Source organism: Motilimonas cestriensis (assembly GCF_021295315.1).
GTDB classification, from domain to species: Bacteria; Pseudomonadota; Gammaproteobacteria; order Enterobacterales; family CBDFNC01; genus Motilimonas; species Motilimonas cestriensis.
The window spans coordinates 68,149-94,221 of sequence record NZ_JAIMJA010000016.1; the positions used below are offsets into that span (position 1 = coordinate 68,149).

General features: G+C 44.3%; 25 protein-coding genes. 3 read left to right on the forward strand and 22 right to left on the reverse strand.

Annotated features, from left to right (window positions below):
• Nucleotides 1-113 precede the first annotated feature (113 nt).
• Nucleotides 114-1,163, forward strand: a complete 1,050-nt coding sequence (locus K6Y31_RS15270; protein WP_233053820.1) for a PLP-dependent cysteine synthase family protein — start codon at nt 114-116, stop codon at nt 1,161-1,163.
• 304 nt (nt 1,164-1,467) lie between these two features.
• On the opposite strand, the gene K6Y31_RS22445 is transcribed toward K6Y31_RS15270, so the two are convergent.
• The 4 genes from K6Y31_RS22445 to K6Y31_RS15290 form a co-directional block, all read right to left on the reverse strand.
• Nucleotides 1,468-2,070 (reverse strand): WHG domain-containing protein, encoded by a 603-nt coding sequence (locus K6Y31_RS22445; RefSeq protein ID WP_233053821.1) that lies wholly within the window; start codon nt 2,068-2,070, stop codon nt 1,468-1,470.
• 128 nt (nt 2,071-2,198) lie between these two features.
• Complete coding sequence (locus K6Y31_RS15280; protein WP_233053822.1) at nt 2,199-3,308, reverse strand: substrate-binding domain-containing protein; 1,110 nt, start codon at nt 3,306-3,308, stop codon at nt 2,199-2,201.
• A 199-nt stretch (nt 3,309-3,507) separates the two neighbouring features.
• The gene (locus tag K6Y31_RS15285; protein ID WP_233053823.1) at nt 3,508-4,995 is read right to left on the reverse strand and encodes a chitinase N-terminal domain-containing protein; all 1,488 of its coding nucleotides are present in this window, start codon (nt 4,993-4,995) and stop codon (nt 3,508-3,510) included.
• Nucleotides 4,996-5,329: 334 nt separating this feature from the next.
• Nucleotides 5,330-7,420: a glycosyl hydrolase family 18 protein gene (locus K6Y31_RS15290; protein ID WP_233053824.1), complete on the reverse strand. Its 2,091-nt coding sequence runs from the start codon at nt 7,418-7,420 to the stop codon at nt 5,330-5,332.
• Nucleotides 7,421-7,840: 420 nt separating this feature from the next.
• Between K6Y31_RS15290 and K6Y31_RS15295 the strand changes: the two genes are divergently transcribed.
• Complete coding sequence (locus tag K6Y31_RS15295; protein WP_233053825.1) at nt 7,841-8,239, forward strand: hypothetical protein; 399 nt, start codon at nt 7,841-7,843, stop codon at nt 8,237-8,239.
• A 182-nt stretch (nt 8,240-8,421) separates the two neighbouring features.
• Nucleotides 8,422-9,132, forward strand: a complete 711-nt coding sequence (locus K6Y31_RS15300) for a DUF445 domain-containing protein (RefSeq protein ID WP_233053826.1) — start codon at nt 8,422-8,424, stop codon at nt 9,130-9,132.
• An 89-nt stretch (nt 9,133-9,221) separates the two neighbouring features.
• On the opposite strand, the gene trpB is transcribed toward K6Y31_RS15300, so the two are convergent.
• From trpB to K6Y31_RS15390, 18 genes are all read right to left on the reverse strand, one after another.
• Nucleotides 9,222-10,445, reverse strand: a complete 1,224-nt coding sequence (gene trpB / locus K6Y31_RS15305) for a tryptophan synthase subunit beta (RefSeq protein WP_427901906.1) — start codon at nt 10,443-10,445, stop codon at nt 9,222-9,224.
• A gap of 216 nt (nt 10,446-10,661) precedes the next feature.
• Nucleotides 10,662-11,234, reverse strand: a complete 573-nt coding sequence (locus tag K6Y31_RS15310) for a uracil-DNA glycosylase family protein (RefSeq protein WP_427901907.1) — start codon at nt 11,232-11,234, stop codon at nt 10,662-10,664.
• Entirely contained in the window at nt 11,234-11,584 is a 351-nt protein-coding gene (locus K6Y31_RS15315) for a hypothetical protein (protein ID WP_232802659.1), read from the reverse strand. Before K6Y31_RS15315 ends, K6Y31_RS15310 begins: the two co-directional genes overlap by 1 nt.
• Nucleotides 11,585-11,935: 351 nt before the next feature.
• Entirely contained in the window at nt 11,936-12,352 is a 417-nt protein-coding gene (locus K6Y31_RS15320; RefSeq protein WP_233053828.1) for an NUDIX hydrolase, read from the reverse strand.
• 19 nt (nt 12,353-12,371) lie between these two features.
• The gene (locus tag K6Y31_RS15325; RefSeq protein ID WP_233053829.1) at nt 12,372-13,172 is read right to left on the reverse strand and encodes a hypothetical protein; all 801 of its coding nucleotides are present in this window, start codon (nt 13,170-13,172) and stop codon (nt 12,372-12,374) included.
• Nucleotides 13,173-13,515: 343 nt separating this feature from the next.
• The gene (locus tag K6Y31_RS15330) at nt 13,516-14,679 is read right to left on the reverse strand and encodes an alpha-D-ribose 1-methylphosphonate 5-triphosphate diphosphatase (RefSeq protein ID WP_233053830.1); all 1,164 of its coding nucleotides are present in this window, start codon (nt 14,677-14,679) and stop codon (nt 13,516-13,518) included.
• Nucleotides 14,680-14,758: 79 nt separating this feature from the next.
• Nucleotides 14,759-15,604: a phosphonate ABC transporter, permease protein PhnE gene (gene phnE, locus K6Y31_RS15335; protein ID WP_233053831.1), complete on the reverse strand. Its 846-nt coding sequence runs from the start codon at nt 15,602-15,604 to the stop codon at nt 14,759-14,761.
• Entirely contained in the window at nt 15,597-16,394 is a 798-nt protein-coding gene (locus K6Y31_RS15340) for a phosphonate ABC transporter ATP-binding protein (protein ID WP_233053832.1), read from the reverse strand. Before K6Y31_RS15340 ends, phnE begins: the two co-directional genes overlap by 8 nt.
• A gap of 5 nt (nt 16,395-16,399) precedes the next feature.
• Nucleotides 16,400-17,287 (reverse strand): PhnD/SsuA/transferrin family substrate-binding protein, encoded by an 888-nt coding sequence (locus tag K6Y31_RS15345; protein WP_233053833.1) that lies wholly within the window; start codon nt 17,285-17,287, stop codon nt 16,400-16,402.
• Nucleotides 17,288-17,509: 222 nt separating this feature from the next.
• Nucleotides 17,510-18,061 (reverse strand): DUF2878 domain-containing protein, encoded by a 552-nt coding sequence (locus K6Y31_RS15350; protein ID WP_233053834.1) that lies wholly within the window; start codon nt 18,059-18,061, stop codon nt 17,510-17,512.
• A gap of 5 nt (nt 18,062-18,066) precedes the next feature.
• Nucleotides 18,067-19,329: an SAM-dependent methyltransferase gene (locus K6Y31_RS15355; RefSeq protein ID WP_233053835.1), complete on the reverse strand. Its 1,263-nt coding sequence runs from the start codon at nt 19,327-19,329 to the stop codon at nt 18,067-18,069.
• Nucleotides 19,322-20,104 (reverse strand): DUF1365 domain-containing protein, encoded by a 783-nt coding sequence (locus tag K6Y31_RS15360; protein WP_233053836.1) that lies wholly within the window; start codon nt 20,102-20,104, stop codon nt 19,322-19,324. Before K6Y31_RS15360 ends, K6Y31_RS15355 begins: the two co-directional genes overlap by 8 nt.
• Entirely contained in the window at nt 20,101-21,357 is a 1,257-nt protein-coding gene (locus K6Y31_RS15365; RefSeq protein WP_233053837.1) for an NAD(P)/FAD-dependent oxidoreductase, read from the reverse strand. Before K6Y31_RS15365 ends, K6Y31_RS15360 begins: the two co-directional genes overlap by 4 nt.
• Nucleotides 21,357-22,082, reverse strand: a complete 726-nt coding sequence (locus tag K6Y31_RS15370) for an SDR family NAD(P)-dependent oxidoreductase (protein ID WP_233053838.1) — start codon at nt 22,080-22,082, stop codon at nt 21,357-21,359. The genes K6Y31_RS15365 and K6Y31_RS15370 overlap by 1 nt, the downstream gene beginning before the upstream one ends.
• Nucleotides 22,083-22,092: 10 nt before the next feature.
• On the reverse strand, nt 22,093-22,518 hold the full coding sequence (locus K6Y31_RS15375) for a nuclear transport factor 2 family protein (protein ID WP_233053839.1): 426 nt from the start codon (nt 22,516-22,518) through the stop codon (nt 22,093-22,095).
• Between the two features lie 38 nt (nt 22,519-22,556).
• Complete coding sequence (gene phrB, locus K6Y31_RS15380; RefSeq protein WP_233053840.1) at nt 22,557-23,936, reverse strand: deoxyribodipyrimidine photo-lyase; 1,380 nt, start codon at nt 23,934-23,936, stop codon at nt 22,557-22,559.
• Entirely contained in the window at nt 23,933-24,763 is an 831-nt protein-coding gene (locus K6Y31_RS15385; RefSeq protein ID WP_233053841.1) for a MerR family transcriptional regulator, read from the reverse strand. The genes phrB and K6Y31_RS15385 overlap by 4 nt, the downstream gene beginning before the upstream one ends.
• Before the next feature lie 52 nt (nt 24,764-24,815).
• On the reverse strand, nt 24,816-25,772 hold the full coding sequence (locus tag K6Y31_RS15390) for a YbgA family protein (RefSeq protein WP_233053842.1): 957 nt from the start codon (nt 25,770-25,772) through the stop codon (nt 24,816-24,818).
• Between the last annotated feature and the right edge of the window lie 301 nt (nt 25,773-26,073).

A 26,073-nucleotide genomic window follows, 5' to 3' on the forward strand; every position in this document is an offset into this window, starting at 1 on the left:
AAACAAATAGAAGAATTATTTTCTAAATTGTAGGTATTTTAGGGATTTATTGGCACATTTTTTCTCCCCGTTATTCTCTATCATTAAGCCATTATTTATTCAGGGCGTTCACCATGCCGCAGCAACCGACTTGGCTCCAACAAGCAATACAAACAATAGAAGCTGACGTGCAACGCTCAGCCGATACCCATTTAATCAAGCTCGACATGCCGCAATTTTCAGGCATTGATATATACCTTAAAGATGAAAGTACTCATCCAACGGGCAGCTTAAAGCACAGATTAGCACGATCGTTATTTTTGTACGGCCTATGCAATGGCTGGATCAAGCAAGACACGCCTATTATCGAAGCCTCAAGCGGCAGTACGGCCATTTCAGAGGCTTATTTTGCCCGCTTACTGGGCTTACCTTTTATTGCGGTAATGGCGAAAAATACCGCGAAAAAGAAAATCGAAGAAATTGAGTTTTATGGCGGCCGGGCCCACTTAGTCGATTCCACAGAGCAGATCTACAGCACCGCTCAGCAATTAGCTGATGAGCTTAATGGTCATTATATGGATCAGTTCACTTATGCCGAGCGCGCCACTGATTGGCGCGGTAACAACAATATTGCCGATTCTATTTTTAATCAAATGCAACGAGAGCCATACCCAGAGCCAAGCCACATTGTAATGAGTGCAGGAACTGGCGGAACCAGCGCAACGATAGGCCGTTACATTCGCTATCAGCAACTTTCCACCCAGCTGACAGTAGTAGATCCTGAAAATTCCGTGTTTCATGCTTATTACCAAACCGGCAATAACGATCTATCCAGCAACCAAAGCAGTCGCATTGAAGGTATTGGAAGACCCAGGGTTGAGCCGTCGTTTATTCCCAGCGTGATCGACAATATGATGACCGTACCCGATGCAGCGTCTGTTGCTTGTATGCTCTGGCTACACCAAAAATTGAATCGCAAGGTTGGCCCCAGTACAGGCACTAACTTATTTGGCGTACTCAAATTGGCGCAACAAATGCAAACTCAGCAACAAACGGGCTCAATTGTGACGCTAATATGTGACTCAGGTGAGCGCTATTTAGACTGCTACTACGACCAAGTATGGGTTGAACAGCATATTGGCTCACTGCAGCAGCACCAAACTTGGTTAGCCCAATGGAGTTAACATTGCTACTAGTTTAACCTCAGTTTTGCCTAAGCCTATTACAAATGGATAATGTATATTTTTACTGAAAATTTCGTTTTCAGGGATGAAAACGCAAAGCGTATTGGGACATATTCACCGCGTTTTGCAGGGGAAAGATACTATTTTGCTTATCCAAATTCGGGTTAGTTTAAATAAGCCGAATTTTGGATAAGCAAAACTGAGGTTTAGCAAATAACCCCAGTTCTGCTTGAGCCTGTTGCTTGCCCATAGAAGACGCTTGAATGATAACTTTAAAAGGTTATAAATCAATACAATGACTCATTTAAGCTTTATAAACCGCCTTATAACTGTCGGTTAATAAACCTGAATAAAGATTCTCTAATACTTGGCGCTTCGCTTCTTGCGATAGCGACTCCGATAATGGCGACAGCCGGTTTGCTTGAATGTGCGCCAAACCTTGGATCATCGACCAAGCAGAGAGGGACAAAACAGGTTCATATTTTGCGACAAACACGCCTTTTTCAATGCCTTCTTTAATCGTTTGCTGTAACAAAGCAAAGTTAGCATGAGCAATTTCCGCAAAGTTTTGATCTAACCATTTGTCTTTGTCTTCATAACTAAACATATAGTTAAATAAGCCGGGATGGCTTTCAGCAAAGTCCAAGTACATCATCCCCATGTCGATCAAACGTTCGGCAGGGGTTAATTGATGATCGGCACTGGAAATAAAGCGCGCCAATAAACGATTGGCTTGTTTGGCTAATTCAAAATTTAAGCCAGCGTCGTCAACAAAGGTGTCAACTACACTCGCGTAACTATGTTCGGTATGTGCCACCACTGATTCAACATCAGTTAGTTTTAAATGGCCAGCGTCTAGCGCAGCGATCACGTCAGAAATAATGGTTACTTTTAACACTTCACTCACGGGTTATCCTCCTTGATAACTAATAAAGTCAGTAACCAGTCTATAGCTATTTGCCTATTTTGTATTTGATAAAGCAAGAGTTTAACGAAAAAACTTTATCAAATAATTAGATAAACACCCGCTTATGATTATTCGCTGGCTAATGAATAACGGAACGCTCTTTTTTTATATTCTTCTAATTTTGCCGGGTGAATACGCTTATCGACAAGCTTAAAATCACCCGAAAAAACTTGTGGAATGAGCTTCGCCTGACCTTGAAGATCTAACTTAATAGCTTCTGCCATCGCGACCCCATTATCATCATTCATTCGCATCACCGTCACATCTAACTCACCGGATAAGATAGCGTCTAACTCCTTTTCGCCACCACCCCAACCATTAACTGCTATTTTATGTGTTAATTGTTCTTCTCTAGCAAGAGCAGAGGTTATGCCAAATGCTACATCCGTTGAACAAGCATAAATAAAGTCAACCTGCTGATGTTCCTTTAACATATCGCGGGTAGCCATCGCTGCGCTGTGCTTGGAAGCATCGGAATAATGAGAATCAACCAATTGAGCACCAGTAGCTTGTTGCATGCGAATAAAACTGTCGCCACGCATTTCACTCACATATCCAGGACTTCGATAAACTAAGCCATATCTTGCCTTAGGGTAGTGTTGGGTAAAGTAGCTATGCAGAAGCTTAGTGCCTTCTACGTGATCAAAGCCGACGTACATAAAGGGAGGGTTGGCTTGCCATGCTTTATAAGGCGTTGTGATATTTTGCAAAATAAGTTTCATCTTATGCTGCTCAAGCACATGGGCGATCAAATTTGCATGTTCGGATACATCTAAGGTAAAAATGAAGTAATCAGGCTGGTAGCGTTCTGCTTTTTCAATTAAGCGCTGTTGCTGCTCAACGGCAACAGTTGGCCGAGTGTAATGATTGTAGATTTGATAGCGAATATTAAGCTCATCTAAACGCGCGGTAAGAGAAGCAATGCTACGGCGCCAATAGTCAGACACTTGATGCCCGGGATACACCACGAAAATACGAATCTCTTCATCTTGCTCTACAGATAAGGGCTGACTTTGCCCTTGCACTAATTTTTCAAAATCGGAACTAAGCTTGATTTGTTCAGGAAAGGTTTGGTAAAACTCATCAAGGGACCAATATTCAGATGAAGAATTGCTTTGGGCGAAACCAGTTGAAGCAATTAAAAACAACCCCGCAAGCAGCGAAAAATTGAGCTTCATTGGTAAACTATCCTTATCTCATCGAACCACATACAAGCGCGTTGAGTATAAGATAAAACGACAATAATTGCTTACCTATGACCACACCTTTTCGCTGAACCGTCAATACACAAAATAGGCCGTCGCTAACGGCGACAGCCTACTGGACTCAACTTACCTCTAGTGGTTAAAAATCATTCAAGGTAAACACGTTTTGTCGCTACTTTGCCATTAAAACCACTGAGCCAGCATGGGGTTTCACATTGACCAAGTACTGAGTAGCAGAAACTACGGTCACTTTAGGCTGCTCTTGAGCTGCGTTTAGGTAACTAGCAGACAAGCCTGATACATCTTGATCGGTGTTTACTACTAATGTCAGCTCGGTCTCATCAGCAAGATACTTTTGACATTGTGCATCTGACAAATCAAAACTAACCACTAGGTTACCATTGTACTGAGCGTCTGTTTGAGTAGCACAACTACGACGCGACATACCATAACGGATAATATCACTCGCACCAGCAACCCAAAGCTTACCTTTATCCACCAACGCTTTAACGTAATCTAAGTGGCCTTGATAACGGGTTAACGGCACCATTTCCCATGATGTATCTTCTACACCGTGGAATGTACGTAGCGCCCAACCCCCTTTGGCAACTGCGTCATCAACGTAGGCACGTAAAATATCATCACTGCCTTCATACACCGACCAAATACCAGAGTTGGTGAACAGATCGTTTTTAATAAAATATGGGTCAAAGGTGTTCGCGTCATTCACGCCCCGAGCTTGCCAATAATTCACCGAACGCATGCCGATTAAGTTTGGCTCCGCTTTTAATGCGGCAATAGAGCCTTGCGTGGCTTGATCTTCAGGGAAGGCGTAAAACTCGATAGCGGCAGGTGCGTGTTGTTCAATTTTTTGCTGAGCTTGGCTGATTTCGACCGCATCAGACCATGTGTCGCCAACTGGGCTCACATGCATCCAAGAATGGTTAAATATTTCATGACCAGCAGCGGCAAACTTCTCTACAGCTTGCCAATGATAGTCGGCACAATTTCCCGCGATGACACCCACAGAGCCCTGCAAGCCACGCGCTTCTAGCTCAGGAATACCGTTATGAATGATACCATCCGTAATATAGGCACAAAGATCATCATGTTGAATGGTATAAGCAGCTTGAGCATTGTCTTTCCAAGTGGCCACTTGCGCTGACAGAGCAGCCCCTTGCTCTGTTACAAACGCCCACACTTTCGCTGGCGGTTGCTCATTTTTAGTCCACCACTGTGCTTGGTAAATCTTTTTACCAACTAAAATAAAGCTACCTGCCGGATAAGCGATTTCCGCTTGCCACGCAAGCAGCTCTGGCTCTTCGGCAATCACTTTGTGTGTCGCACTGTTAGTGCAACCATCGTCATTACAGAGAGATACTTGAAGTTGGTTTTCACCCGGTAAAAATTGCGTCTGACATGATGCAGACTGCTTACTGTTGCCGTTTACCACCAGCTCGCCAAAGCAAATTTCCTCGCCATTGTTAAGCAAGCGCCATTGCTGAGCATTTTCGCCCCACCACATATTCCAACTCACGGTATGTGTCTCATACACGCTTGTTTTAGTAGGTAATACATCGAGTTGTGCTGGGTTTGGCGCAGCCACTGCTGTGCCACATAAAATCGTCATTAGTCCTGCAAGATAAGTTAATTTAGCCATAGTTCCTCCGTGTGAATGGCGTTAAAGCCCTTTCATCATGCAGTAAAAACACAAGCAAACTAGGCGGTTACGCCCTTGGCTTCACCAATGACCAAAAAGAAACAACAAAAAAATTAATAATCAAACACTTACATACGATCAAACATAGCTTTTATTACACCAAATACGCAGTTGCTAGATTATCGGTTTAAAACATCCCAGCGTACTATTTACTAGAGCAGCTTTATCTGCAAAATATAATTAAAACATTCACCAAAAACACTCAAAAAACAAAATTTAAACAGCTGTAACAACGACTTAATATCAAGCAAGTTAGTCTGTAAACATCACCAAATCACGCACTTTGACTCCACCACTGAGGGAACAACTCTTGGATCCATTGCAAATAACTCTTAGAAACGGGCACCACGTCGCCACAGTCTAAACGTAATTGCCATTTGCCTTTTTGCAGCTTTTCTAAGCAGACAACTCGATTAGGATTAACCAACCAAGAACGATGTACTTGTAGCAAGGTTTGATTGTCAAAATACAATTTAATGCCCGTCAATCTTAATAAAATATAACTCGGCTCGGCTTGGCCATCTAAATACAGACCACTGTAGCCGCGCTCAGCCTTGATATACCTTAATTTATCTTTGCTCTGCGCAATCGCGTGTAACTCACCCAACAATTGCGGCTGGCGGCATAGCTGCATTAAATACTGTCGACACTGACCTAATTGATCCGTTAATTGGCGATAGTGCCCCTCATGATTATGCTCAGGGCTCACTTGCAGTTGCAGCACACAAGCATCCAAGTCATCTAGCAGTAACTGAATAGACTGACTATCTTCACCATGCTGCGGATCATCGCTGGCCGCAAGTTGCCGATCGCCCTGATATACACTGGCCGACTTCACCCCCGGTTGGCGGGAAAACCAACTGACTAACTCTTGGTGCAAAGCTTCAACACTGCGACTCTGTTGCCACACCGGTAAAATATCGCGAGCGGGCTCGGTATTCGATTCGATAGCGAGCGCTTGCTGTTGCCACGACTGCAGTTTTTGCACCATTTGCTGCATTGGCTCAGGAACATCTTGATGGTTATGTGCCCCCTGTTCGATTAAAGACACTAAATCAGGCAAGCTGATCGGCGCTTCTTGTTTAGCTGGCTTAAATTTGCGATAAGCCATCAACAGAGAAAGTAAGATGGCAAGGCTAATGAAGCCAGCAATTAACCATTGTCGGCTATCGATCCAAATACTTTGCCAAGGTGCATCAAACTGATGGATCTGCAGTAACACGCTGCCCGAGCCAGACGCATCGCCAGGCAAAGTCCAAAGAGCAGTACCAGCCAATCTTTGTTGTTGGGCAAAGTTCAATTTCGCGTCGATCCCTTGCGGGCTATCATAAGATAGCCAAATCTGTTGTTCTGGATGATACAGCCAAGCCGTTTTTGATTTGCTATCAAAGCCTTGCTGCCATGACGGGTCCTTAGTAAAACGCTGAATATCTTGCTGAGAAAAGACACCACTGGCTCCCGTCTGTTCATTATCCCAAGAGCCTAGTGGCACACCTTTGGTTGGCTGACCCACTCCCGGCGAGCTCACCCCTTGCCAACTGGTACCTTGACTCGCGATCATCAAAACTAACTTGTCACTTTGGCCACCCAAGGCATTAAAACGTGTGATCGCGGCGCCAACGCTCAACTCTCCGGCTGGCGCGTTTAATGGCACATAATGACCGGTTTTATCATTCCAGCTACCATGAAAATCAATACTTAATAAGCTAATAAAGTCGACATACAACTGCATTTCAGGCAACGGCCAATGCTCCATCATCTGATCATCAGCACTCAAGGTGACACTCAAGCCATATTCTTGCCCGGTTTCCTTTGTGAGTGCTAGCAGCGCGGCACGCGTTGCCTTGATTAACGTAAAATATTGTTCGCGTTGCTGCCAATTAGCTGGCTGACCACGATGCTTCATCACCGGCGAGCGCCAATCTAACTCAATACCATTAAAGCCGTGCTCACGCACAAAGTTAGCCGCACTGCGAGCAAAGGTGTCAGGATCACGCGCAGCATTGGCAAAATACTTGGAATAACTCCACCCACCAATGGCGATGAAGGTTTTGATATGAGGATAAGCTTTTTGCATTTGCCGCAACTGGTTATAACTTCCGCGCTTGCCACCTAACGGTGAATCATTTTCATAGATACGATCAACATCGGCGTATTTATCCCCTAATGCCACTTCACCTTGCTCGGTGATGTTAGCGTAGGCATAAATCACATGCGTTAAGCGTTCGGCAGGAATATCAGTAACATGATAAGACTGACTATAGGTAGCCCAAAATGGAAAATAACCGGCTCGGATCGACTCAGCAAAGGCTGAATGAGACCCAAACAAAAACAGCCAAACTAGGCTGGTAACAAACAATTTCATAGCTGCAATCCTTTGCTGCAATAAAAACATAATGACGAGGTAAGCTTCCCTTATCCACATCATACCGAGCCAACACGCTAACTCGGCCAAAATCAGGATCGACAATATACCCTGAACCGAGCAACAAAAGGACAGCAAAGCTCACAAAGTCCTAGCGAGCCAGCATTAGTCAAAAATTATTAGCACAAAACTTAACGAGTGATGTGATTTCGAGCGATTACCTCAAAAATATATTTCCACGGGCTACATAGAACAAAATAGCGATAAAAAAGCGCTTTATCGGCGTAAATATTTATTGCTAAAAAGAACGGAAATGTACTAATTTTGCTTACAGATAACGAGGCCCCTAGATCAACACGTTAGGTAAAGATCTAGGCCATATATTTTTGCTTATTTTCATTTTTTACCGGGATTTAAAACATGATTGAACAATTTTTGGGTGATTGGCAGTTACTACCCGAACGTGCCGACATTGAGTTTGGCAGCCCCCCTGTTAGCGGGCACTGTTTAATAAGTGAAGAAGACGATACATTGGTTATTTCATTTTTTAGTAAAAATGAACGGGACGTAGAAAAAAAGCACCATTATGAACAGGTACCCGATGGTAAATTCCGCCCGTATACTGGCAAAGGCTCAGGTGATGAAGATTGTTTGGAGCTTAAAAAGCCTAATTTATTAGAAGCAATTATCCTAAAAGATTCCGAAGTATTTTTTAGTAAAACCTTAGAGATCAAACCCGATGGCTGCCTAAAACTCATCATGACCAGTGCTCTACCAAGCCACGAACTCGTATCAAATACTTACTACTTTGAAAAGTAGACGCCTCTATACCCAAGTTACTTCAAGATGCTTGGGTATATAATATCGGTGAGGCTTGCGCAAAGCAGGCCCTATTAGCCTGTAACACGCTATACACCATCAATCACCCATTAACGCCATAAGCCACTTCCAGAAACCCTAAGCGATTGCTAAAATTGCAACTTTTTTGGAGGCATTTAGTAATGAACAAAAGTTTAGTGACCAATCTACTGGCTTTAATCGCCCTTGCTGCGGGTTACTGGCTAGACCAATCGATGCTATTATTTGCCGGTTTATTTGCTTTCTCGGGCGCCATCACCAACTGGCTTGCTATACACATGCTATTTGAAAAAGTACCGGGTTTGTATGGCTCAGGCGTGATCCCCGCTCGCTTTGAAGATTTTAAGTTAGGCATTAAAAGCCTAATGATGGAACAATTTTTTACCACAGAAAACATCGACCGATTTCTCAGCCAAGAAATGAACAGCGCAGCGTCTATTGATCTAAAGCCAGTGATTGAAGAAATCGATCTAGAACCAAGCTTCGATGGCCTAGTCGAAGTGATTTTAAACTCACAATTTGGCGGTATGTTAACCATGATGGGCGGACAAGAAACGTTAGCGCCTTTGAAGCAGCCGTTTATTGAGAAAATGAAGCAGTCAATGCTGGACATCAGCCAGCAAGACGAATTTAAGCAGAACTTAAAAGCCCAGCTTGAACAGCCCGATATGCTCAACGATATTCGCGCCAATGTCGACAGTATTATCGACCAACGCTTGAGCGAACTAACGCCGCAATTAGTTAAAGAGATTATTCAGAAAATGATCCGTGAACATTTGGGCTGGTTAGTCGTCTGGGGCGGCGTATTCGGCGGGGTAATTGGGGTGTTGTCTGCGCTTGTCGGTGTAAGTTAAGCTCGCACTCGCTAATGACTATTAAATAGAATATGGGCCATTATTTTGCATAAGTGAATAACGGCCCACCGCCTAAATCGCGGCTCTGATTAGCTTAACAGTGACTCAATACCATATTCAGGCCCATAATTTTCAATCACAAAATCAATGTCTTTATCACCACGACCCGATAGGTTCACCAAAATAGAGCCTTTCTCTCCTTGCTGCGCCAGCTTAATGGCGTGCGCAATGGCATGAGACGATTCAATAGCGGGAATAATGCCTTCCATACGCGACAGTTCAAAAAAAGCATCAATGGCCTCTTTATCATTGATGTGCGTGTAATTAGCACGGCCAGACTCTTTTAAGAATGCATGTTGTGGCCCCACTGACGGGTAATCCAAGCCACTTGCAACCGAGTAAACCTGTTGCGGCTCGCCTTCACTGTCTTTAAGCATATAAGACTTAAAGCCATGCATAATGCCCGGCTCACCCAAGGTTAGCGTAGCAGCATGCTCACCCGGGTCTAGGCTACGACCCGATGGCTCAACGCCATATAAAGTAACGTCTTTATCTTCCAAAAATGCACTAAACAAGCCCATCGCATTAGAGCCACCGCCGACACACGCGACTAAATTGTCAGGCAATTTACCTGTCATTTGTTGAAATTGCTCACGCGCTTCATTACCAATAATTGATTGGAAGTCACGCACCATCGCAGGGAATGGGTGCGGACCCACGACTGAGCCAATGGCATAAATTTGTGTGATCGGGTCTTTCATATAAGCTTCAAACGCCGCATCAACCGCTTCTTTTAAGGTTTTTCTGCCATGAGTCGCAGGGATCACCCGTGCCCCGAGAATGCGCATGCGCACTACGTTTGGGTGCTCTTTTTTAATATCTACTTCACCCATGTAAATATCACACTCAAGCCCAACTAACGCCGCTGCCGTTGCTAGGGCCACACCATGTTGACCTGCCCCCGTCTCCGCAATCAGCTTCTTTTTGCCCATTTTTTTCGCCAGCAGCGCTTCACCTAAACAATGGTTAATTTTATGGGCGCCAGTGTGGTTAAGGTCCTCACGCTTTAAATAAATATCGGTGCCGTATTTTTCTGATAAATTTTGTGCATGAAAAATAGGACTAGGTCGGCCAACAAAATGTTTATATAGCCGGGCAAGCTCGGCGCGATATTCAGGATCATTTTTACACTCATCGTAAGCCACGCTGATTTGATCCATGATTTTTTGTAGCTCTTCAGGAATAAAGCTGCCGCCAAATTCACCAAAATAGCCCTGTGCGTTAGGCTCTGGATGTTGAAAGGTATTTTCCATTTTCGTCATATCCTTATTTTGAAAAGAGATGCCTTTTTATAACGACAAAACCACAATAAAAGTATGACTACTTTGAAAATCTGTTAGCTCGGGCATATTTTCATGGGACGAAATGATGGAGTTAGCAATAAAACGAGCCTCGCTTATGGGGCCTCATATAACCAATCAACTTGAGAAACATGTTTCAAGCATCTCCAGGTTGATGGCATAGATGGATTAAATAAGCTCTGAAACCCGTTTGCGTAACTCAGGTACTAACTCAGACTCAAACCAAGAGTTACGCCTTAACCAAATATTGTTTCTTGGGCTAGGATGAGGCAAGGGGACAATACTGGGCCAACATTGCTGCCACGCGCGCACCTGATCAGTCACCGATAATCGAGCGCCTCCTAAGTGATAATCCTGAGCATACTTGCCAATAACAAGCGTTAACTCGACCTGCTGCAGTTGCGCGAGTAACCTTTCCCGCCACAGTTTTGCACATTCCGGTCTTGGTGGAAGATCGCCACCCTTACCCGTGCCAGGAAAGCAAAAACCCATAGGTAAAATGGCAACTAACTTAGGGTTATAGAATTTTTCACGATCTATACCTAACCATTCTCGCAATCGCTCACCACTCGCATCATTAAACGGAATGCCTGATTCATGCACCTTACGTCCCGGTGCTTGGCCAGCAATTAAAATTTTGGCATCAGGATGGATTTGCACCACAGGACGCGGCTCATGAGGTAAATGCGCTAGGCAATGGCGGCAACTACGTACATCCTTTAATAAGGTTGAAAATGACACTATTGGCCACGCACCGTAATATTAGCGTCACTAATCACGACGGTGATATCCGATCCTAAGGTATAAGAAGGCACGATAGCGGTGCTGATTTTACCACTGGCATAATTCGCTTTAAATTTTATCGCCCCTTGCTCCTTAACCTCAAATGGCACTTCTTGGCGCGGCGTTAGCGACCCCAAGCTTTTAATCTGACCATCCCAACTCGCGGTAACATTAATGGCTTCACTGCTGCTATTTTTGATATAAAAAGTGGTTTTCGCCAACTGTAAGTTAACCGCATAAACCACAATCGCAACGAACATAAGGAAAAACGCCAGCGCTCGTTTCGACAATTTTTTGTTTACAGGCATCACCACACCTTAGTAAATATTAAAGAATGAGGCTGGTATTATGGCTCATAATAGTCTCATCAGAAACAGTGGACCCTGCTTGTTTACGCAATGAAACGACTCCCTACACGCGCTTTTTTTAGCCCACATCAATCAGCCCCCGCGCCCTCCCTTTAGCTAGCAGAGATCAGATTAACAAACACCTTGCCAACTGTATCGAGATCACGACCTTCACAGTGCTGATTTTCAGGCTTAATTCGCTGTTGGGTGAAAGGCATTACGGCGTTCAATACGGCTGCTAATAGATAAAAAGCCCAAGCGCTCCGCAACATAGTCCAACGGCAAAAATACCGAACGCACGAACTAAGCGCATTACCATTGAACTGCTGTGTAACCACAGCCCGTTAATCGGAGATATTCTGCGAGGGCGAGCTTATCCGCATCAGTATCCAACTCATATTTGGCATCGGCAAACGATCGCCAATACACCGCATCCGCTTCAAATGCGGCAATGTCACCCAACCAAGATAACACGGCATAATAATGAATGAGTTGAAGTTCAGTGCTGGGATGGTATAGCGAGCAAATATGCACAAACTGCTGCGCCTGCACACCTAGCTCTTCTTTTATTTCTCGCAATAACCCTTGCTCAGGTGACTCGCCAGCCTCTAAATGGCCGCCGGGGATCGCCACTAAATTTGGATCGCAAGCCTTGTGCTCAGAGCGTTTTTCCAGTAACACTTGGCCATCTTTGATTAACAAAAAAGACGCACATGGATGGGTTTTCATGTTTTTTCACTCCGTTCGATTAAGCCAGTTTGCAGCCGCGAGTTAAATTCGCCATTTGATCATGATATTCAATCGCTGGCTCACGGGAAAAATCGCGACCAATCGCCTTAACTAATCTCACCACGGAAAACTGCTGCGCCGCATACTCGTAATCTTTCGCCCAATCTTCATAAACTTGGGTTTCACAATCGAGCGGCGTTTTGAGTTTAATGGTTTTAATCCGCATCCGATAAGGCTTAGGCGTTAAGCGCGCTCGATAACACTTTTGCTTATTGGATAGCTGCACATACAGCCAATCCACATGCAGCTTATGCAACAAGTTAGTATGAGCACGTTCGGCGGGGTCTAAATACGTTCGACAGATGACGCGAATACCTTTTGCGGTTTCATAAATCCGAAAGTCGCCGCCAAGCTGCGGATAACGCGTTAGGTTTTCTTCAAACTTAAACACAATGCGTTCTTTTAGGCTTAACTTACGCAAGGGCTTGAAAATATCGAGCCAACCTTTACGGTAATGATCCAAATCCAAAATGGTGTATTGCGTGGTGTTCCAAATTTTTGCGCCATAGCGACAGACCGTCACTATATTCTTATCATCAATAATCTGCGCCACATGCTCTTTAATCACAGCATCGTATTCATTTAATGGCTTCGGCTGCTGCTCGGCAATGCGCTGTTCAATCACCTTAGCTCGTAGCGCGCCTTCCTCGGCAGCCACCGCTTTTGAAACATTTGAGCCAACCAGTAATTGAATGGTTTCGACTTGGTTGCCAACCCTTATATCGAACGGTTCTTTGACCCAAAATTTAAAATATTTCATGCCGTTAAAATTATGAATAAATGAGTAACAGCCATTCTATCGACTATTTTTCTAGGGTCGAGAATAACTTAAATCAAGATTCTCAGACCATAAATCCTGTTCGATATAATCAAGTTGCTTGTTCAGAAACATCTGACTGTTTCGCCGTTCTTATTTTCATCTTTAGCCAACTAAATCAACGGTGGTTTTAGCCACCTCTTCGGGGGTTAAATTGGACGTTTTAAATAAACAAAGTGACTTTATTTTAATTACACTGGTTTTGCGCTATTGCCCATCATCCAAAATTTCAGGTTCAACTTCGTCTGAAGTGAAGCGAGCCCGCTTAAAATAGTTAATATAAAGTTTAAGCTAAGCTACTTTTAGTAAATACTTTCCTACCCTTAACCCAAGTAGATGAAATGGACAAAGGCGAGCCATCTAACTCATTAAGTAGAATAAAGTCAGCATCGAAACCTTGCTCTATTTTACCTTTTGTATCGCCTAAACTCGCTGCTTTGGCTGGATTTTCACTCACAAATTTCCATGCTTCATAGAGAGATAAACCATTGCTCGTCATCGCTGTAAATGGTGCGCAGAATAAACTTGGGTAGTGATAGTCACTACACAGAATATCAACTAAGCCATGCTCAATTACCTCTTTTACGCTGATCGCACCAACATGAGAGCCTCCTCTCACCAAATTAGGCGCCCCCATTAGAACCGCAGCTCCGCCTTTTTGGCATTCGCGAGCAGCTAATTCCGACATCGGAAACTCTGCTATAGAAACCCCTAATGCAATTGAGCGAGCAACCTCTTCTAGCGTTTCATCATCGTGAGATGCCAGCGAGACTCCCTGTTCAGCGGCAATGTCGGCTAAGGCTTTAGCTTGTTCCTCGCCCAGTTCTCGGTATTGCTGCAGCTGATGAAGAAATTGATTAATATCCTCTACCGACATTGAAACGCGCCTACGCATGCCCGCTAAGTAACGTTGTATTTTCCGCTCGTTATTTAAAGGCGGTAAGTGATCATTTAATGATAGTAAATGTATTCTTCCACTAAGAAGCCAATCCACTAATTCTTCATGCTTCTCAACATTCACTTTCTCGTGGCGAATATGAATGCGTGCTTGGCAACTAAACCGAGGCATTAACCTCTCGATCGCGAGTAGTAGCTCGCGCACAGTGTCACGACTTCTGGGGCCCGGCTCAAAGCCATCGGTAATACTGTAGTAAAAAGTAGTAATACCGCTTGCTACTAAGCTGGCGTCGTTAGCGGCTAATGCCAACTCTAAGGGGAAATGGGCTCCTGCACGTGGCGCGATATGTCGTTCGAAGGCATCACCGTGTAAGTCGATAATACCGGGGAGAATATACTGGCCTTGAACATCAATTCGCTGGGCATCAGGGTCACTAACCGCCTCGCCAATCGCACTAATTTTACCGCTTTTAATCAACAAAGATACGGGTTCACTCCAGCCTTGTTCACTTAATATTTTAACATTTTCAATAACTACATTGTTGTTATTCATTACTTTCTACTATCTCTTAATTTGTACACCGAGCCTGATCGAAGGTTTGCAAGACTAAGTTTTGCTTATTCCAAGGTGATTATTTGCTCTGGCCTAACAGCCGGTTGCGAGTTGAAGAAGAAAACTGTTCTACTGCAAAAACCAAAATGAAAATCATCAAGACAATCATTGCTGCTTGGTCATAGCGGAACATTTCCATCGAAACAGCTAACTCAGCACCTATTCCACCCGCGCCAACTAAACCTAAAACAACCGAAGAGCGCACCGCCTTTTCTAAGGAAAATAGACTAATGTTGATAAAGCTGGGCATCGCTCCAGGCATTAATACAACTGCAATTCTGTCCATAGGGCTAGCACCAATTGAAGCCAGAGCTTCTGAAGGCCCGGGGTCAACTTCCTCCATAGACTCTGCAAAAAAGCGCGCACAAAAACCTATTGTATCAACGATGATAGTTAAGGTTCCGGCGAATGGCCCTAACCCCACTGAGGCAACAAAAAATAGCGCCCAAGCTAAGTCTGGCACGGTTCTAAAAAAGCTAACCACCGAACGCGTAATATGACGGACTATCGGATGCGGTGAAGTATTGCGTGCAGATAAAATAGCAATGGGGATGCTAACCGCGATACCAATCACCGTTCCGACCAGCGCCATTTGAAACGTAACCAGTATGGCGTTGGCCATCGGCCAAACGCGATCGGTAGCTGGCGGTACCATTTCGCCAGCTATTGTGGCCATGTTTGGAAAACCTGATAGCAATTCAGATATTGATAGGCCTGCGTTAGCGGTAGACCACAAAAAAAACAGAACAAATAAGGCAAATAGAACGTGACTTATAATACTCGGTCGCTCAAATCGAAGCGGCGTTTCAAAGGTTGCTTTGGTCATATCGGCGTCTTTAGTAAACTCATTATTTAGCTTATCCATAAAATGCTCGCAAACTTTGTAGACTTTGCGTATGTGTCACGCTGTCTAAAGACAGCCTGCGCTCTTGCAACCCTAATACTCGATCGGCATATTTCAATGCATGCTCAATATTATGTGAGACAAAAAATAGCGTCAGGCCGTTATCTTTTACCAACCGCTCAAACAGCTCCATAATCTCTTGTCCTGACTGAGGGTCGAGACTTGCTGTTGGCTCATCTGCAAATAAAATGGTTGGTTGCTGCATTAAGGCTCGAGCAATGGCCACTCGTTGTGATTGCCCACCAGAGAGTTGGTCGCAGCGTTTAGTGGCTAGATGCGCCAAACCAACTTGCGCTAAACAATCCATGGCACGCTCTCGAACCTCTTGCCTTGCAAAGCCATGCAGCCAATTTCTTGGCCCTTGGCAATAGGCTAAATTACCGTGAATGACATTACTTAAGACAGACAAACGCGGCACTAAGCAGTGTTTTTGAAAGACAAAACCCACTTTATTTCTCACTTTACTTAAGCTTCGTCCTGACTTTTTATCAATCGCCTCGCCATCAAAAACAATTGATCCCGAATCAGGTTCAATTAGTCTTAAACAACAGCGCAACAAAGTACTTTTTCCCGCGCCATTTGAGCCTATGAGAGCAACAGATTGAGAGGCAAATATAGAAAAATTAACATCAGAAAAAATGGGTGTACTGTTGTTATCAAAGCTTTTTGAAAGCCCACTCACTTGAAGTAGGCTTGAAGCTGCCGAAACGCTAGCACTTGCTAGCGAACTCGGATCGGCATAATTGCTCATAGAGATTAATCTCCAATGAAGTCAGAGTATTCAGGGTAACCAGCAGTTGCGTACATTGAACGTACGTAATTGTAATCACTATCTTTGATGCCAGTAAGAAAGCGCATTCCAGCGTATTTTTGGTTATCTTTACCGGTTAAAATCGCAGCTACTAGCTCATCAGAGTGATTAACAAAAGCCTCTTTCATGGTTTTAACCATTTTGTCATTCACATGGCTGCCAGCCATTAGTACATCATTTGGAAGGTCAGGACCGCGAGCAACCACGCGAAACGCCCCCGGCTGTAAACCACCTTTTTCAATCTCTTTATTTCGCAATGAGATAAATTTCAAATGATTAATACCGATAGCGGCTACATCGCCTTTTTTAAGTGCTTCCCATAAAACAGGGACCTTGGTATTAATCACTTCCACGTCTTCTGATGGATTTAGACCTGCATCAGCTAAAGCCTGAATTGGGCCAAGATGTTTAGAAGTAGAACCAACAGAGCCCAAGCCGATTTTCGTTCCTTTCAAAGAAGCTGCATCAGTATAGGGGCTGTCTGCCATAGTGATGATTACAGCGAAGTAATCAGGGCGAGAAAAACCCGCAACGATTCTTGCCTTTGAACGCTTTTGCATTACAACGTATTCAGCAGGGCCAGTTAATACAAAGTCCACCTTATTAAAGCGTAATGCTTCAACTGCAGCGGTACGGTTAGTAACGGGCAAGAATTCAATGTCATAACCAGTTACTTTAGAAAGTGTTTCTTTAAACGCACCAAATTCACGCTGTAACTCTTCCAAGCCGACAAGATCTGTTACGGCAAGCTTAACTGTCTCTGCACTTACTTGAGGTACAAATAAAAGAACTAAAGCGACTGCCATACCTGCTTTCTTAATCCGATTTAACATTTTGATTCACCAAACTTTTGTTTTCGTTGAAGGAAGTAAAATAAGGATAGTGGCGGAGAAGTGTTATGGTTTAGTGATGGAAAAGTGATGGATACGTGACTAGGACATTGGATGTATAGATAGCTAACCTAAATTTGGCTTAATCCAGTCACAGCTAGATAAGGTATGCTTTAACGCTTAGTAGTTACGCAATAAACTAAATAAATGATCTCAAGAAGAAAATCAGCTCTTACGCTTTAACCATACAGAAAAGTGCACATAAGCAGGTAAGGCTAACGCCCAAAGCACAGCGATAATTAACGCAGAACTTAACGCCCCCAAAGGCAACTCTACTGCCCCTAAACGATAACCACCGAGATAACTTAAAGGGCCTGAGATACTGCCCATTAATGCCACTAACAATAGCGGCAAACGGCGCAGCCAAGCCAAGCTATGATTGAGCGCTACCGCAAAATGAAACCACAAAAAAGCCAGCCACACCGGTAATATTGCCTGATCGGCAAACACAAACACACCGCTCAGAGACAGCGCCGAATCTACCAGCATGCCCACAAAACTCACCCCAATTAATAAAGGCAAATCTTGGCGTCGCGTTGGGCTAAGATAAAAATGCAACAACAGTAATGCACTGACGTAAGGCCAAGCATCTTGCTGTAATAAAATCGCGGCAAACCAAACTAACTGAAACATCAAAGCATTAAGCCAAATAAAATGCTTGGCTAGCCAGCTAGATTCAGCCGCCCAAGACGGCTGTTCGAGATTAATTTTCAACATAGATTTCAACGGTGATAAGTCACGTAGTCAGGACTGCGAAAATCTGGTTTAGCAGCCACCAAATGCACGGTACTAATGCTGCGCTCTAAAAAGCCCCCTTCGCAATAACAAAGGTAAAACTTCCACAATCGGATAAAGTCTTCGCCGTAACCTTGTTGGCGAATGTCAGCCAATGAATGCTCGAAGCGATGCAACCAGTCCTTTAACGTTCGCGCATAGTCCAGACCGATATCATGCAGCTGCATCATTACCATGTCAGTTTTATCCGCAATATGATGACTCATCACGCTCACCGAGGGTAAACAACCACCAGGGAAAATATAGCGTTGAATAAAATCAACACCAGTGCGATAACTGTCATAACGCTGATCGGCAATGGTAATGGCTTGAATTAACATTTTACCCGACGGCTTAAGGCGGTCACTGCAGGTGCGGAAAAAGGTTTCTAAATATTCATGACCAACCGCTTCTATCATCTCGATTGACACTAGCTTGTCGTATTGGCCTTCCAGCTTGCGATAATCTTGTTTCAGCAAAGTAATTTGGTCTTGTAGCCCCAGCTCCGCCACCCGCGCACAAGCGTAATCATATTGCGCATCAGAAATGGTGGTAGTAGTGACTTTAACGCCATAATGCTGCGCGGCATAAATGGCTAAACCGCCCCAGCCAGTGCCAATTTCTAATAAGGTCTCGCCGGGTTTTAACTCCAAACGTTCACATATCAGGTGTAATTTATGTAATTGCGCTGCTTCTAAATCTGCTTCTTTACTCGGATAAATCGCACTGGAGTACAGCATTTCTTTATCTAAAAAAGTGCGGTACATATCGTTGCCCAAATCATAGTGGGCTAAGATATTTTTGCGCGAGCCGTGTTCAGAATTACGATTCGACTTGTGCACTTTTAAATGACGCAAACTCGATAGCCAAGCAAAGCGTTTTTCAAGCTTATCCAGTACCGTTAAGTTTCGCCCTAACACTTGGATCACTTTGGTCAAATCAGGGCTGGTCCATTCACCTTGAATGTAGCTCTCACCGGCGGCAATACTTCCACCCAATAATAACTGACGCCAAACGCGGCCGTTATGGATTTCAATTTTCGCCTGCAGCTCAGCGTTGGCATCGCCAAAATGCATTACATCCGAGCCGTCTTCAACCGTTAAACCCGCCTCACTTAACTTACTTAAAATGGCAAATAAGGCTTTTTTCGCTAATTTGTCTAACCAGTGCACCGACTGCGGTTGCAGGGTCGCCACGTTTGAATTATCCATTTTTTTGCTCCGTCGATGGCCCTGGATGAGGAATATAAGGCACTTTTTTTAAATAGAGTTTCAGTGCCTGCCAATAAATACCCGCCAGGGTCTTAATAGCCATAGATGGCAATTTTAATACTTGTTTACGTAAGTTTTGATTGGTTAGATCTACCCGCTGCAACATTAAACTCGCGTCAAATAATTTGGCTTCGTTGCGATTTTCCATATGCAGACGTAATTGCTTACCCGGCGCTTTAATCCGCCAGTGATATTTCATGTTTAAATCCATAAATGGCGAGACATGAAATACCTTATCGGTCGGCTGGTTCGCTTCTATATCAACCAGATAATAATGCAGTTCGTTCCAAGGTGTATTGCTGACTTCCGCCAACAAATAAATCAGCTCGCCAGCATCGTTATAGCAGTAGTAAAAATTCACTGGGCTGAAATAAATGCCAAAACAACGTAATTGCCCCAGCATCAGTACCCGACCATTCAGTGCCACTCCGCCTAAGTCTTGCACTTTTTGCCACACCGCTTGACGACTGACAGGCTGGTCTTTATGCAGGTAATCTTGGTGATTGAAGCTAAGGGGTGCCCAGCGATTTTGTTTAAACCAAGAGCCAAGCTTTTCTACCGCGCCCAGTTCGTCTAAATCCAGCGCTAAAAAAAACACTTGGTATTTAAACTCATGACCCACAGGGGAAAAGCGGCGATGGCGCACAATACCAGTGTAAATAGCACTGTGCTCAATAGTAGCATCTTGGTTTAACGTCGCAGGGGCGCTACTCATAATTTCAAACCAAAGCGCTGACACACATCCAACGCACTGCGCACACCATCTTCATGAAAGCCGTTGTACCAATACGCGCCAGCAAAGTGAGTGTGATTACGACCGCAAATTTGTTCACGATTTTGCTGCGCGGCCAAACTAGCTTGATTAAATACAGGGTGCATATATTTGAAACTGCGTAATATTTTACTGGGGTCAATGGCATGATTTTGATTTAAGGTAACGCAAAAAGTCGGTGCATCGGCTGGCAGGTTTTGTAATATGTTCATGTCGTAAGTGACGCTGGCAGGGTTGTCGCGCTGACCATTTAACTGGTAGTTCCACGCAGCCCAAGCCTTTTTTCGCTTAGGTAACAAACGCGTATCTGTGTGCAATACCACGTCATTTTCGCTGTAGGCTAAGTCACCTAATATTTTTTGCTCTTGTTCGGTGGCATCACTCAACATGGCTAAGCTTTGATCGCTGTGACATGCTAATACCACTTCATCAAAATAAGTTTGCTGGCCGTTATTTAAGGTTAGCACCACGCCCTCAAGACCGCGCTCAATCTTAGTCACCGCGGTATTTAAATGAATTTTATCTTTAAATTCAGCTACCAGCGGCTCGACATAATTACGCGAGCCACCTTCAATCACATACCATTGCGGGCGGTCGTTGACGTTAAGCAAACCGTGATTGTGGAAAAAACGAATAAAGAACAACAGCGAGAACTGCTCCATCTCCACCAAGCTTGACGACCAAATCGCCGCGCCCATCGGCAAAATGTAGTGCTCGGCAAAAAACTCACTGAAATTTTGTTGCTTGAGAAAGTCCCCTAACGTCAGTTCAGGATCAATACTTTGCTCCGCCCAAAGCGCCTTACACTTACCATTAAAGCGCATAATTTCAGCGATAAAGCTCCAAAATTTCGGATTAAGAATATTACGACGTTGTGCAAATAAGGTATCTAAATTATGGCCATTGTACTCTAGCCCAGTTTGCACATTGTTTACGCTAAAGCTCATTTCGGTCGGCTTCGCACTCACACCTAGGTGCGCTAACAAACGCTCAAAGTTTGGGTAAGTGCGATCATTAAATACAATAAAGCCGGTGTCGATGGCCCAGCTGCGACCATCCACTTCTACATCCACCGTGGCGGTGTGACCACCAATATAATCATTGGCTTCAAACACTTGAATATCATGCTCTCGGTTTAATAAATAAGCAGACACTAAACCTGAAATACCGGTTCCAACGATGGCGATTTTTTTCATTATTTTTGTATCCTTGAAGCCAATTTTTGCCAACAGAACTCAGGCAACAGGGCTAATGTTTTTAAAATAAAGGTAAATTTCTTTGGAAAATGTACGTCAAACTGATTGCGTGCCAATCCTTGCATAATGGCCTGACTGGCTTCGGTCACCTCAATGCGCATCGGCATTGGAAAGTCATTTTTTGCCGTCAGTGGCGTTTTCACAAAACCGGGGCTGATCAAACTAACCTTGATGCCCTGAGGCTTTAAATCAATCGCTAAAGTACGCGCTAAATAACTGACTGCTGCTTTGCTGGCACCATAAGCTTCGGCTCTTGGCAACGCCACATAACTGGCACTTGAGCCCATTAAAGCGAGCTTGCCGTCATGCTTGATAAGGGGTAAAAAGCTTTCTAAACAATAACCTAATCCAACGAGATTAGCATTGATAACGCGTTCAAACAGTGCGCCATCGAAGTGTTTCGGGTCATCAATATATTCACAAGTTCCCGCATTAAGAATAACTAAATCCAGCGCAGTGATTTTCTTTGCTGCCTGCGCCATGGCCGCGCTGTCGTTTAAATCAAAACATAAAGCATGGAGATGCTCACCAGCTTGCTGCTTTAACTCGGTCAAAGCAGCCTCATTACGACCACAAGCCCACACCAACCAACCTTGCTTGATGTAATCCAATGCCAGTTGCTTACCGATGCCTGAGGTGGTACCGGTGATTAATACTTGCTTCATGCAGCTATCCTCATTGCTTGGCCCGTTTCTTCACTTGGCGAATACAAGCCCCTAACATTGGAATGTTTTCGTATAGCATTTCGCCTAAATCGACGTAGTCGCGGTGATAAGTGATCTTATCGGTAAACTTAAGATGACTCGCTCCGTTTACACAGATAGCTTTACCACCGTTGAGCTTAGGGTGGCGATAGGTCATCACCCAGAAGATGCTGGCTTGCTGCTGCTCTTGAATCGCCTCATGGATGACAAAATCACATTGTTCCAAAGAATGATATAAGCCGGCAAAGTATTCCGTCAGCGCCACCAAGCCATTCACTTCATGGAGCGCGTCAACAAACTGTATCTTAGGATCGTAAACCTCCCCTAGGCGCTCTAAATTATGCTTGTCGAGCTGTTGATACAGTTTTACAAACTGGCTGATGATGGCTGATTTCACTCACGTTTCCTTTTTAGCTATAAAATGCATTTAACTGATTAACCTTTACCTAACACGGCAAATGCATCCAATGCTCGTTGGCGCGCAAAACTATGCTCAACCAGCGGTTTAACATAACGAATAGGCCGCTCGTTGGCTTTGGGCATATGAATATTTTTTGCCGTTAAATTAATCAATTCCGTACAATATTTACGGATAAAGGTGCCGTCGGGATCAAACCGCTCACTCTGGCGGATCGGATTAAAAATACGAAAATATGGCTGTGCATCGCACCCCGTACTCGCCGCCCATTGCCAACCACCATTATTCGACGCCAAATCGGCATCAATTAACTGCTGACTAAAATATTGCTCGCCGCGGCGCCAATCAATTAGCAAATGTTTGGTTAAAAAGCTCGCCACCACCATGCGTAAGCGATTGTGCATCCAACCGGTTTCATTTAGCTGGCGCATCGCTGCGTCCACCAGCGGATAACCGGTGCGACCTTCACACCAAGCAGCAAAGTCATCATCATTTTGACTCCACTGAATATTGGCGGCTTTAGGGACAAAGTTATAACCCATGGATAATTTAGGGTGTGCGATCAGTAAATGACGGTAAAAATCACGCCACGCTAACTCACTGATCCAACAAAATGCGCCGCTTTCCTGCTCATTTAACGCATCGGGATAATGCTGTAACACTTGATGTAAACACTGCTTGGCGCTGAGCGCCCCCACCGCAAGGTATCCTGATAGGCCACTGGTTTGATCAAGGGCTGGCATATCGCGATAGGTTTTATAATCTGCCACCTTATGTTGCACAAAAGCGCTTAAGCGTTGTTGCGCTTCATCTTCGCCAGCAAGCCAAGCACTGCTATCACGCTTGGGACAAGCCAGTTCAATCTTAATCGCTTCGACGGCAGGGCCAATGGCAATTGGCTTGGCCAAGGGCGATGCCCATTGCTGCGCCACTTTTTCTAGCCACTGCTTACGAAACGGAGTAAACACTTTAAACATGGTACCCGCTTGGGTGAATACCGTGCCCGGCGCCATGATGCTATGACCTTCAAACAGCTGTAACGGCAAGCCAGCTTCTAGCACAGCGCGATCACGGCGTACTTCATTTAACTCAGGCTCAGTGTTAGCAAAGATTTGTTGAATTTGATGCTGCTGACAGAAATCCAATAAAAACGAAGGGATATCCGTAAATAAATCGACCTGATGATGCAAGGTGGCGACGCCTAGCTGCGCCAACTCGTTTACCACTGATTGTAAGTTTTGCTCGATAAAATCCGCTTGGATCGGCGCTAAGTTGTGCTCTTGCCATTGTGCTGGACTGCTGATAAATAACGCCAACGTCGTGCCACTGGCCATGGCTGCGGCTAACGCGGGGTTATCACTTATGCGTAAATCTTTTCTTAACCAAACTAAGTTCATTGCCACGCCTCCTTCGGCTGGCGACTATCGGCAACCCTTAAACCCAAATTCACTTGATGCAAAACGGCAAACTCTCCGGTTAAATAAGCGCGTGCGCCATGTTGATTAAATAACTGTTTCTGATTAGTAGTCACTTGCGCCGGTAAATCAAACAAGATGTCATTCGCTTCTAAACGATCAATTACTAGCGGCAATTGTGTTAAATCGGGTAAGTGCAGCGCGGTAACCCTGTAACCAGCTAAAGCCCATTCATTGGCTTGCAACAATAGTCGCCACCAAGGCCGTTCACCCACTTGTAGCAACCAGACTGCAAGCCCTTGATTGGTTTGATTAGCCAGCTGCAATCGGGTGTAAAAACGTTGTTTTATTTGTTGTTGCAGCCAGACCATCACGATAGTGCCATCAGCCCGAGTGACACAGTCTTCATCACATTGTTTTAACCAAGGAATCAAAACTTTATTCATCACCAAGCCATAAGGGTAGAGAGAGGTAAGTTGATCTAACAGTTGATTCAGCTTGCTCGCCTTTAGTGCAAATGAAGCTGCCAGCAATAACTCAATTTGTTGCTGCCAGTTATCTAATACTTCATTATTTGGCTGCTGCTCTAATAAGGGCTTCACTTGGCTAATTGGCACGCCTTTTTCTAGCCAGCGCACTATTTCGTGAACCCGCGCAATATCTTGCTCACTGTATAAGCGATGGCCCTTAGCTGTTCGCTGCGGGTTAAGTAAACCAAAACGGCGCTGCCAAGCACGCAGCGTGACCGAGTTTACCCCTGTTTGCTCAGACACTTCGCGTATCGGATATAACGCCTGATTAGTGCTCATAACGTAACTTCAACCTTCGGTCTGAATATTGCGATTAAATTTAAGCATTTGCTTAATGCTCATAGCGAAGTTTCAGCTCTTCTGGGTGCGGGTTCAGATATATTTGCTGCTCGATATACGCATCTGGATATAAGGTTTGATAATGCTTAATCAAGGTCATGGCGGCCAATAGCGGGATCAAACCCTGACGATATTTATCAATGGTTTTAGCCAATTGCTGACGCTCATCGCTGCGCAAGCTGCGCTTTAAATAGCCTTGAATATGAGACAAGGTATTGGCATGGCTCTTACGCGTAGGATGGCCTTTTAACACCTGCATAAACATCACTATGTATTGATCCGCAATGTCGTCAACGTCACCTTCTGCATGGGCTAAAAGTGGCCCAAGCTTGTAGTACAAGTTCACATCATGGGCCATCAATAGGTATTTATAGCGGGCGTGGAATTTGTACAAGGCATCGCGGGTCGCGCCGTCGGCACGTAGTTTTTGCCAGTCATGATAGGCAAAGACCCGGGTAATGAAATTTTCACGTAATACAGGGTCGTTCAATCTCCCTTCTTCTTCTACTGGGATAAGCGGGTGATCGGCCATCACTTGGCCAGCAAACACACCAACACCTTCTTTTACGGCATCTTTGGTGCCGTCTTTGTATAAATTAACGCGCTCCATGCCACAGGTTGGCGATTTGGCACAAAAGATATAACCGGTAATACCACCAAGTTGAGCAGATTTATTGGTAGAAAACTCGCGTAGTTTATCAGTCACATCAAAGCTGTCATCAGAGGCTTTAATACGAATATCACCCAGTTGATTAACCAAGCGAATAGTTTTACGTGGCGCGCCCATGCCTATCGCCATCTCAGGGCAAATAGGCTGAAAATCAAAATATTGGCTTAAGTCATGACGACAATACTTACTTTGTTTATGGCCGCCATCAAAGCGCACCTCTTGGCCTAACAGACACGAACTGATACCGATTTTTATTTTTTCTGGCTCAAACTGATACATAAACAAAGTCCTTGTACACAAAAGATGCTTTAAAGTTAGTCAGAAGTTGTACTAACAACAAATATATGTACAAGTATTTAATGCCTTTGGATCACTTTAGCCGTATTTTTACTGTATTTTATTCAATTAAGATTATCGGCATGGCCAAATGGTGACTCTAATCATTTAAATTGGGCGATTAACTTGGCCTAGGTTGGAGGAATTTGTTACTTGGGGGTAAGGTTTTCTCGCCTTAAAAACCGAAATAAAGGTTGATCCTGTAAGTATTTACTTTACATTTGCCCTACTATTTTAGGGTGGG

What these genes read in the sequence shown, in the direction of transcription:
- K6Y31_RS15320 (WP_233053828.1), bottom strand. Translation starts at nt 12,352, where the DNA reads ATGAAAACCCATCCATGTGCGTCTTTTTTGTTAATCAAAGATGGCCAA.
- K6Y31_RS15360 (WP_233053836.1), bottom strand. Translation starts at nt 20,104, where the DNA reads ATGAGTAGCGCCCCTGCGACGTTAAACCAAGATGCTACTATTGAGCAC.
- phrB (WP_233053840.1), bottom strand. Translation starts at nt 23,936, where the DNA reads ATGAACTTAGTTTGGTTAAGAAAAGATTTACGCATAAGTGATAACCCC.
- K6Y31_RS15365 (WP_233053837.1), bottom strand. Translation starts at nt 21,357, where the DNA reads ATGAAAAAAATCGCCATCGTTGGAACCGGTATTTCAGGTTTAGTGTCT.
- K6Y31_RS15370 (WP_233053838.1), bottom strand. Translation starts at nt 22,082, where the DNA reads ATGAAGCAAGTATTAATCACCGGTACCACCTCAGGCATCGGTAAGCAA.
- K6Y31_RS15315 (WP_232802659.1), bottom strand. Translation starts at nt 11,584, where the DNA reads ATGCCTGTAAACAAAAAATTGTCGAAACGAGCGCTGGCGTTTTTCCTT.
- K6Y31_RS15300 (WP_233053826.1), top strand. Translation starts at nt 8,422, where the DNA reads ATGAACAAAAGTTTAGTGACCAATCTACTGGCTTTAATCGCCCTTGCT.
- K6Y31_RS15290 (WP_233053824.1), bottom strand. Translation starts at nt 7,420, where the DNA reads ATGAAATTGTTTGTTACCAGCCTAGTTTGGCTGTTTTTGTTTGGGTCT.
- K6Y31_RS15385 (WP_233053841.1), bottom strand. Translation starts at nt 24,763, where the DNA reads ATGAGCACTAATCAGGCGTTATATCCGATACGCGAAGTGTCTGAGCAA.
- K6Y31_RS15270 (WP_233053820.1), top strand. Translation starts at nt 114, where the DNA reads ATGCCGCAGCAACCGACTTGGCTCCAACAAGCAATACAAACAATAGAA.
- trpB (WP_427901906.1), bottom strand. Translation starts at nt 10,445, where the DNA reads ATGGAAAATACCTTTCAACATCCAGAGCCTAACGCACAGGGCTATTTT.
- K6Y31_RS15285 (WP_233053823.1), bottom strand. Translation starts at nt 4,995, where the DNA reads ATGGCTAAATTAACTTATCTTGCAGGACTAATGACGATTTTATGTGGC.
- K6Y31_RS15350 (WP_233053834.1), bottom strand. Translation starts at nt 18,061, where the DNA reads ATGTTGAAAATTAATCTCGAACAGCCGTCTTGGGCGGCTGAATCTAGC.
- K6Y31_RS15280 (WP_233053822.1), bottom strand. Translation starts at nt 3,308, where the DNA reads ATGAAGCTCAATTTTTCGCTGCTTGCGGGGTTGTTTTTAATTGCTTCA.
- K6Y31_RS15330 (WP_233053830.1), bottom strand. Translation starts at nt 14,679, where the DNA reads ATGAATAACAACAATGTAGTTATTGAAAATGTTAAAATATTAAGTGAA.
- K6Y31_RS15340 (WP_233053832.1), bottom strand. Translation starts at nt 16,394, where the DNA reads ATGAGCAATTATGCCGATCCGAGTTCGCTAGCAAGTGCTAGCGTTTCG.
- K6Y31_RS15355 (WP_233053835.1), bottom strand. Translation starts at nt 19,329, where the DNA reads ATGGATAATTCAAACGTGGCGACCCTGCAACCGCAGTCGGTGCACTGG.
- phnE (WP_233053831.1), bottom strand. Translation starts at nt 15,604, where the DNA reads ATGGATAAGCTAAATAATGAGTTTACTAAAGACGCCGATATGACCAAA.
- K6Y31_RS15345 (WP_233053833.1), bottom strand. Translation starts at nt 17,287, where the DNA reads ATGTTAAATCGGATTAAGAAAGCAGGTATGGCAGTCGCTTTAGTTCTT.
- K6Y31_RS15390 (WP_233053842.1), bottom strand. Translation starts at nt 25,772, where the DNA reads ATGTATCAGTTTGAGCCAGAAAAAATAAAAATCGGTATCAGTTCGTGT.
- K6Y31_RS15295 (WP_233053825.1), top strand. Translation starts at nt 7,841, where the DNA reads ATGATTGAACAATTTTTGGGTGATTGGCAGTTACTACCCGAACGTGCC.
- K6Y31_RS15325 (WP_233053829.1), bottom strand. Translation starts at nt 13,172, where the DNA reads ATGAAATATTTTAAATTTTGGGTCAAAGAACCGTTCGATATAAGGGTT.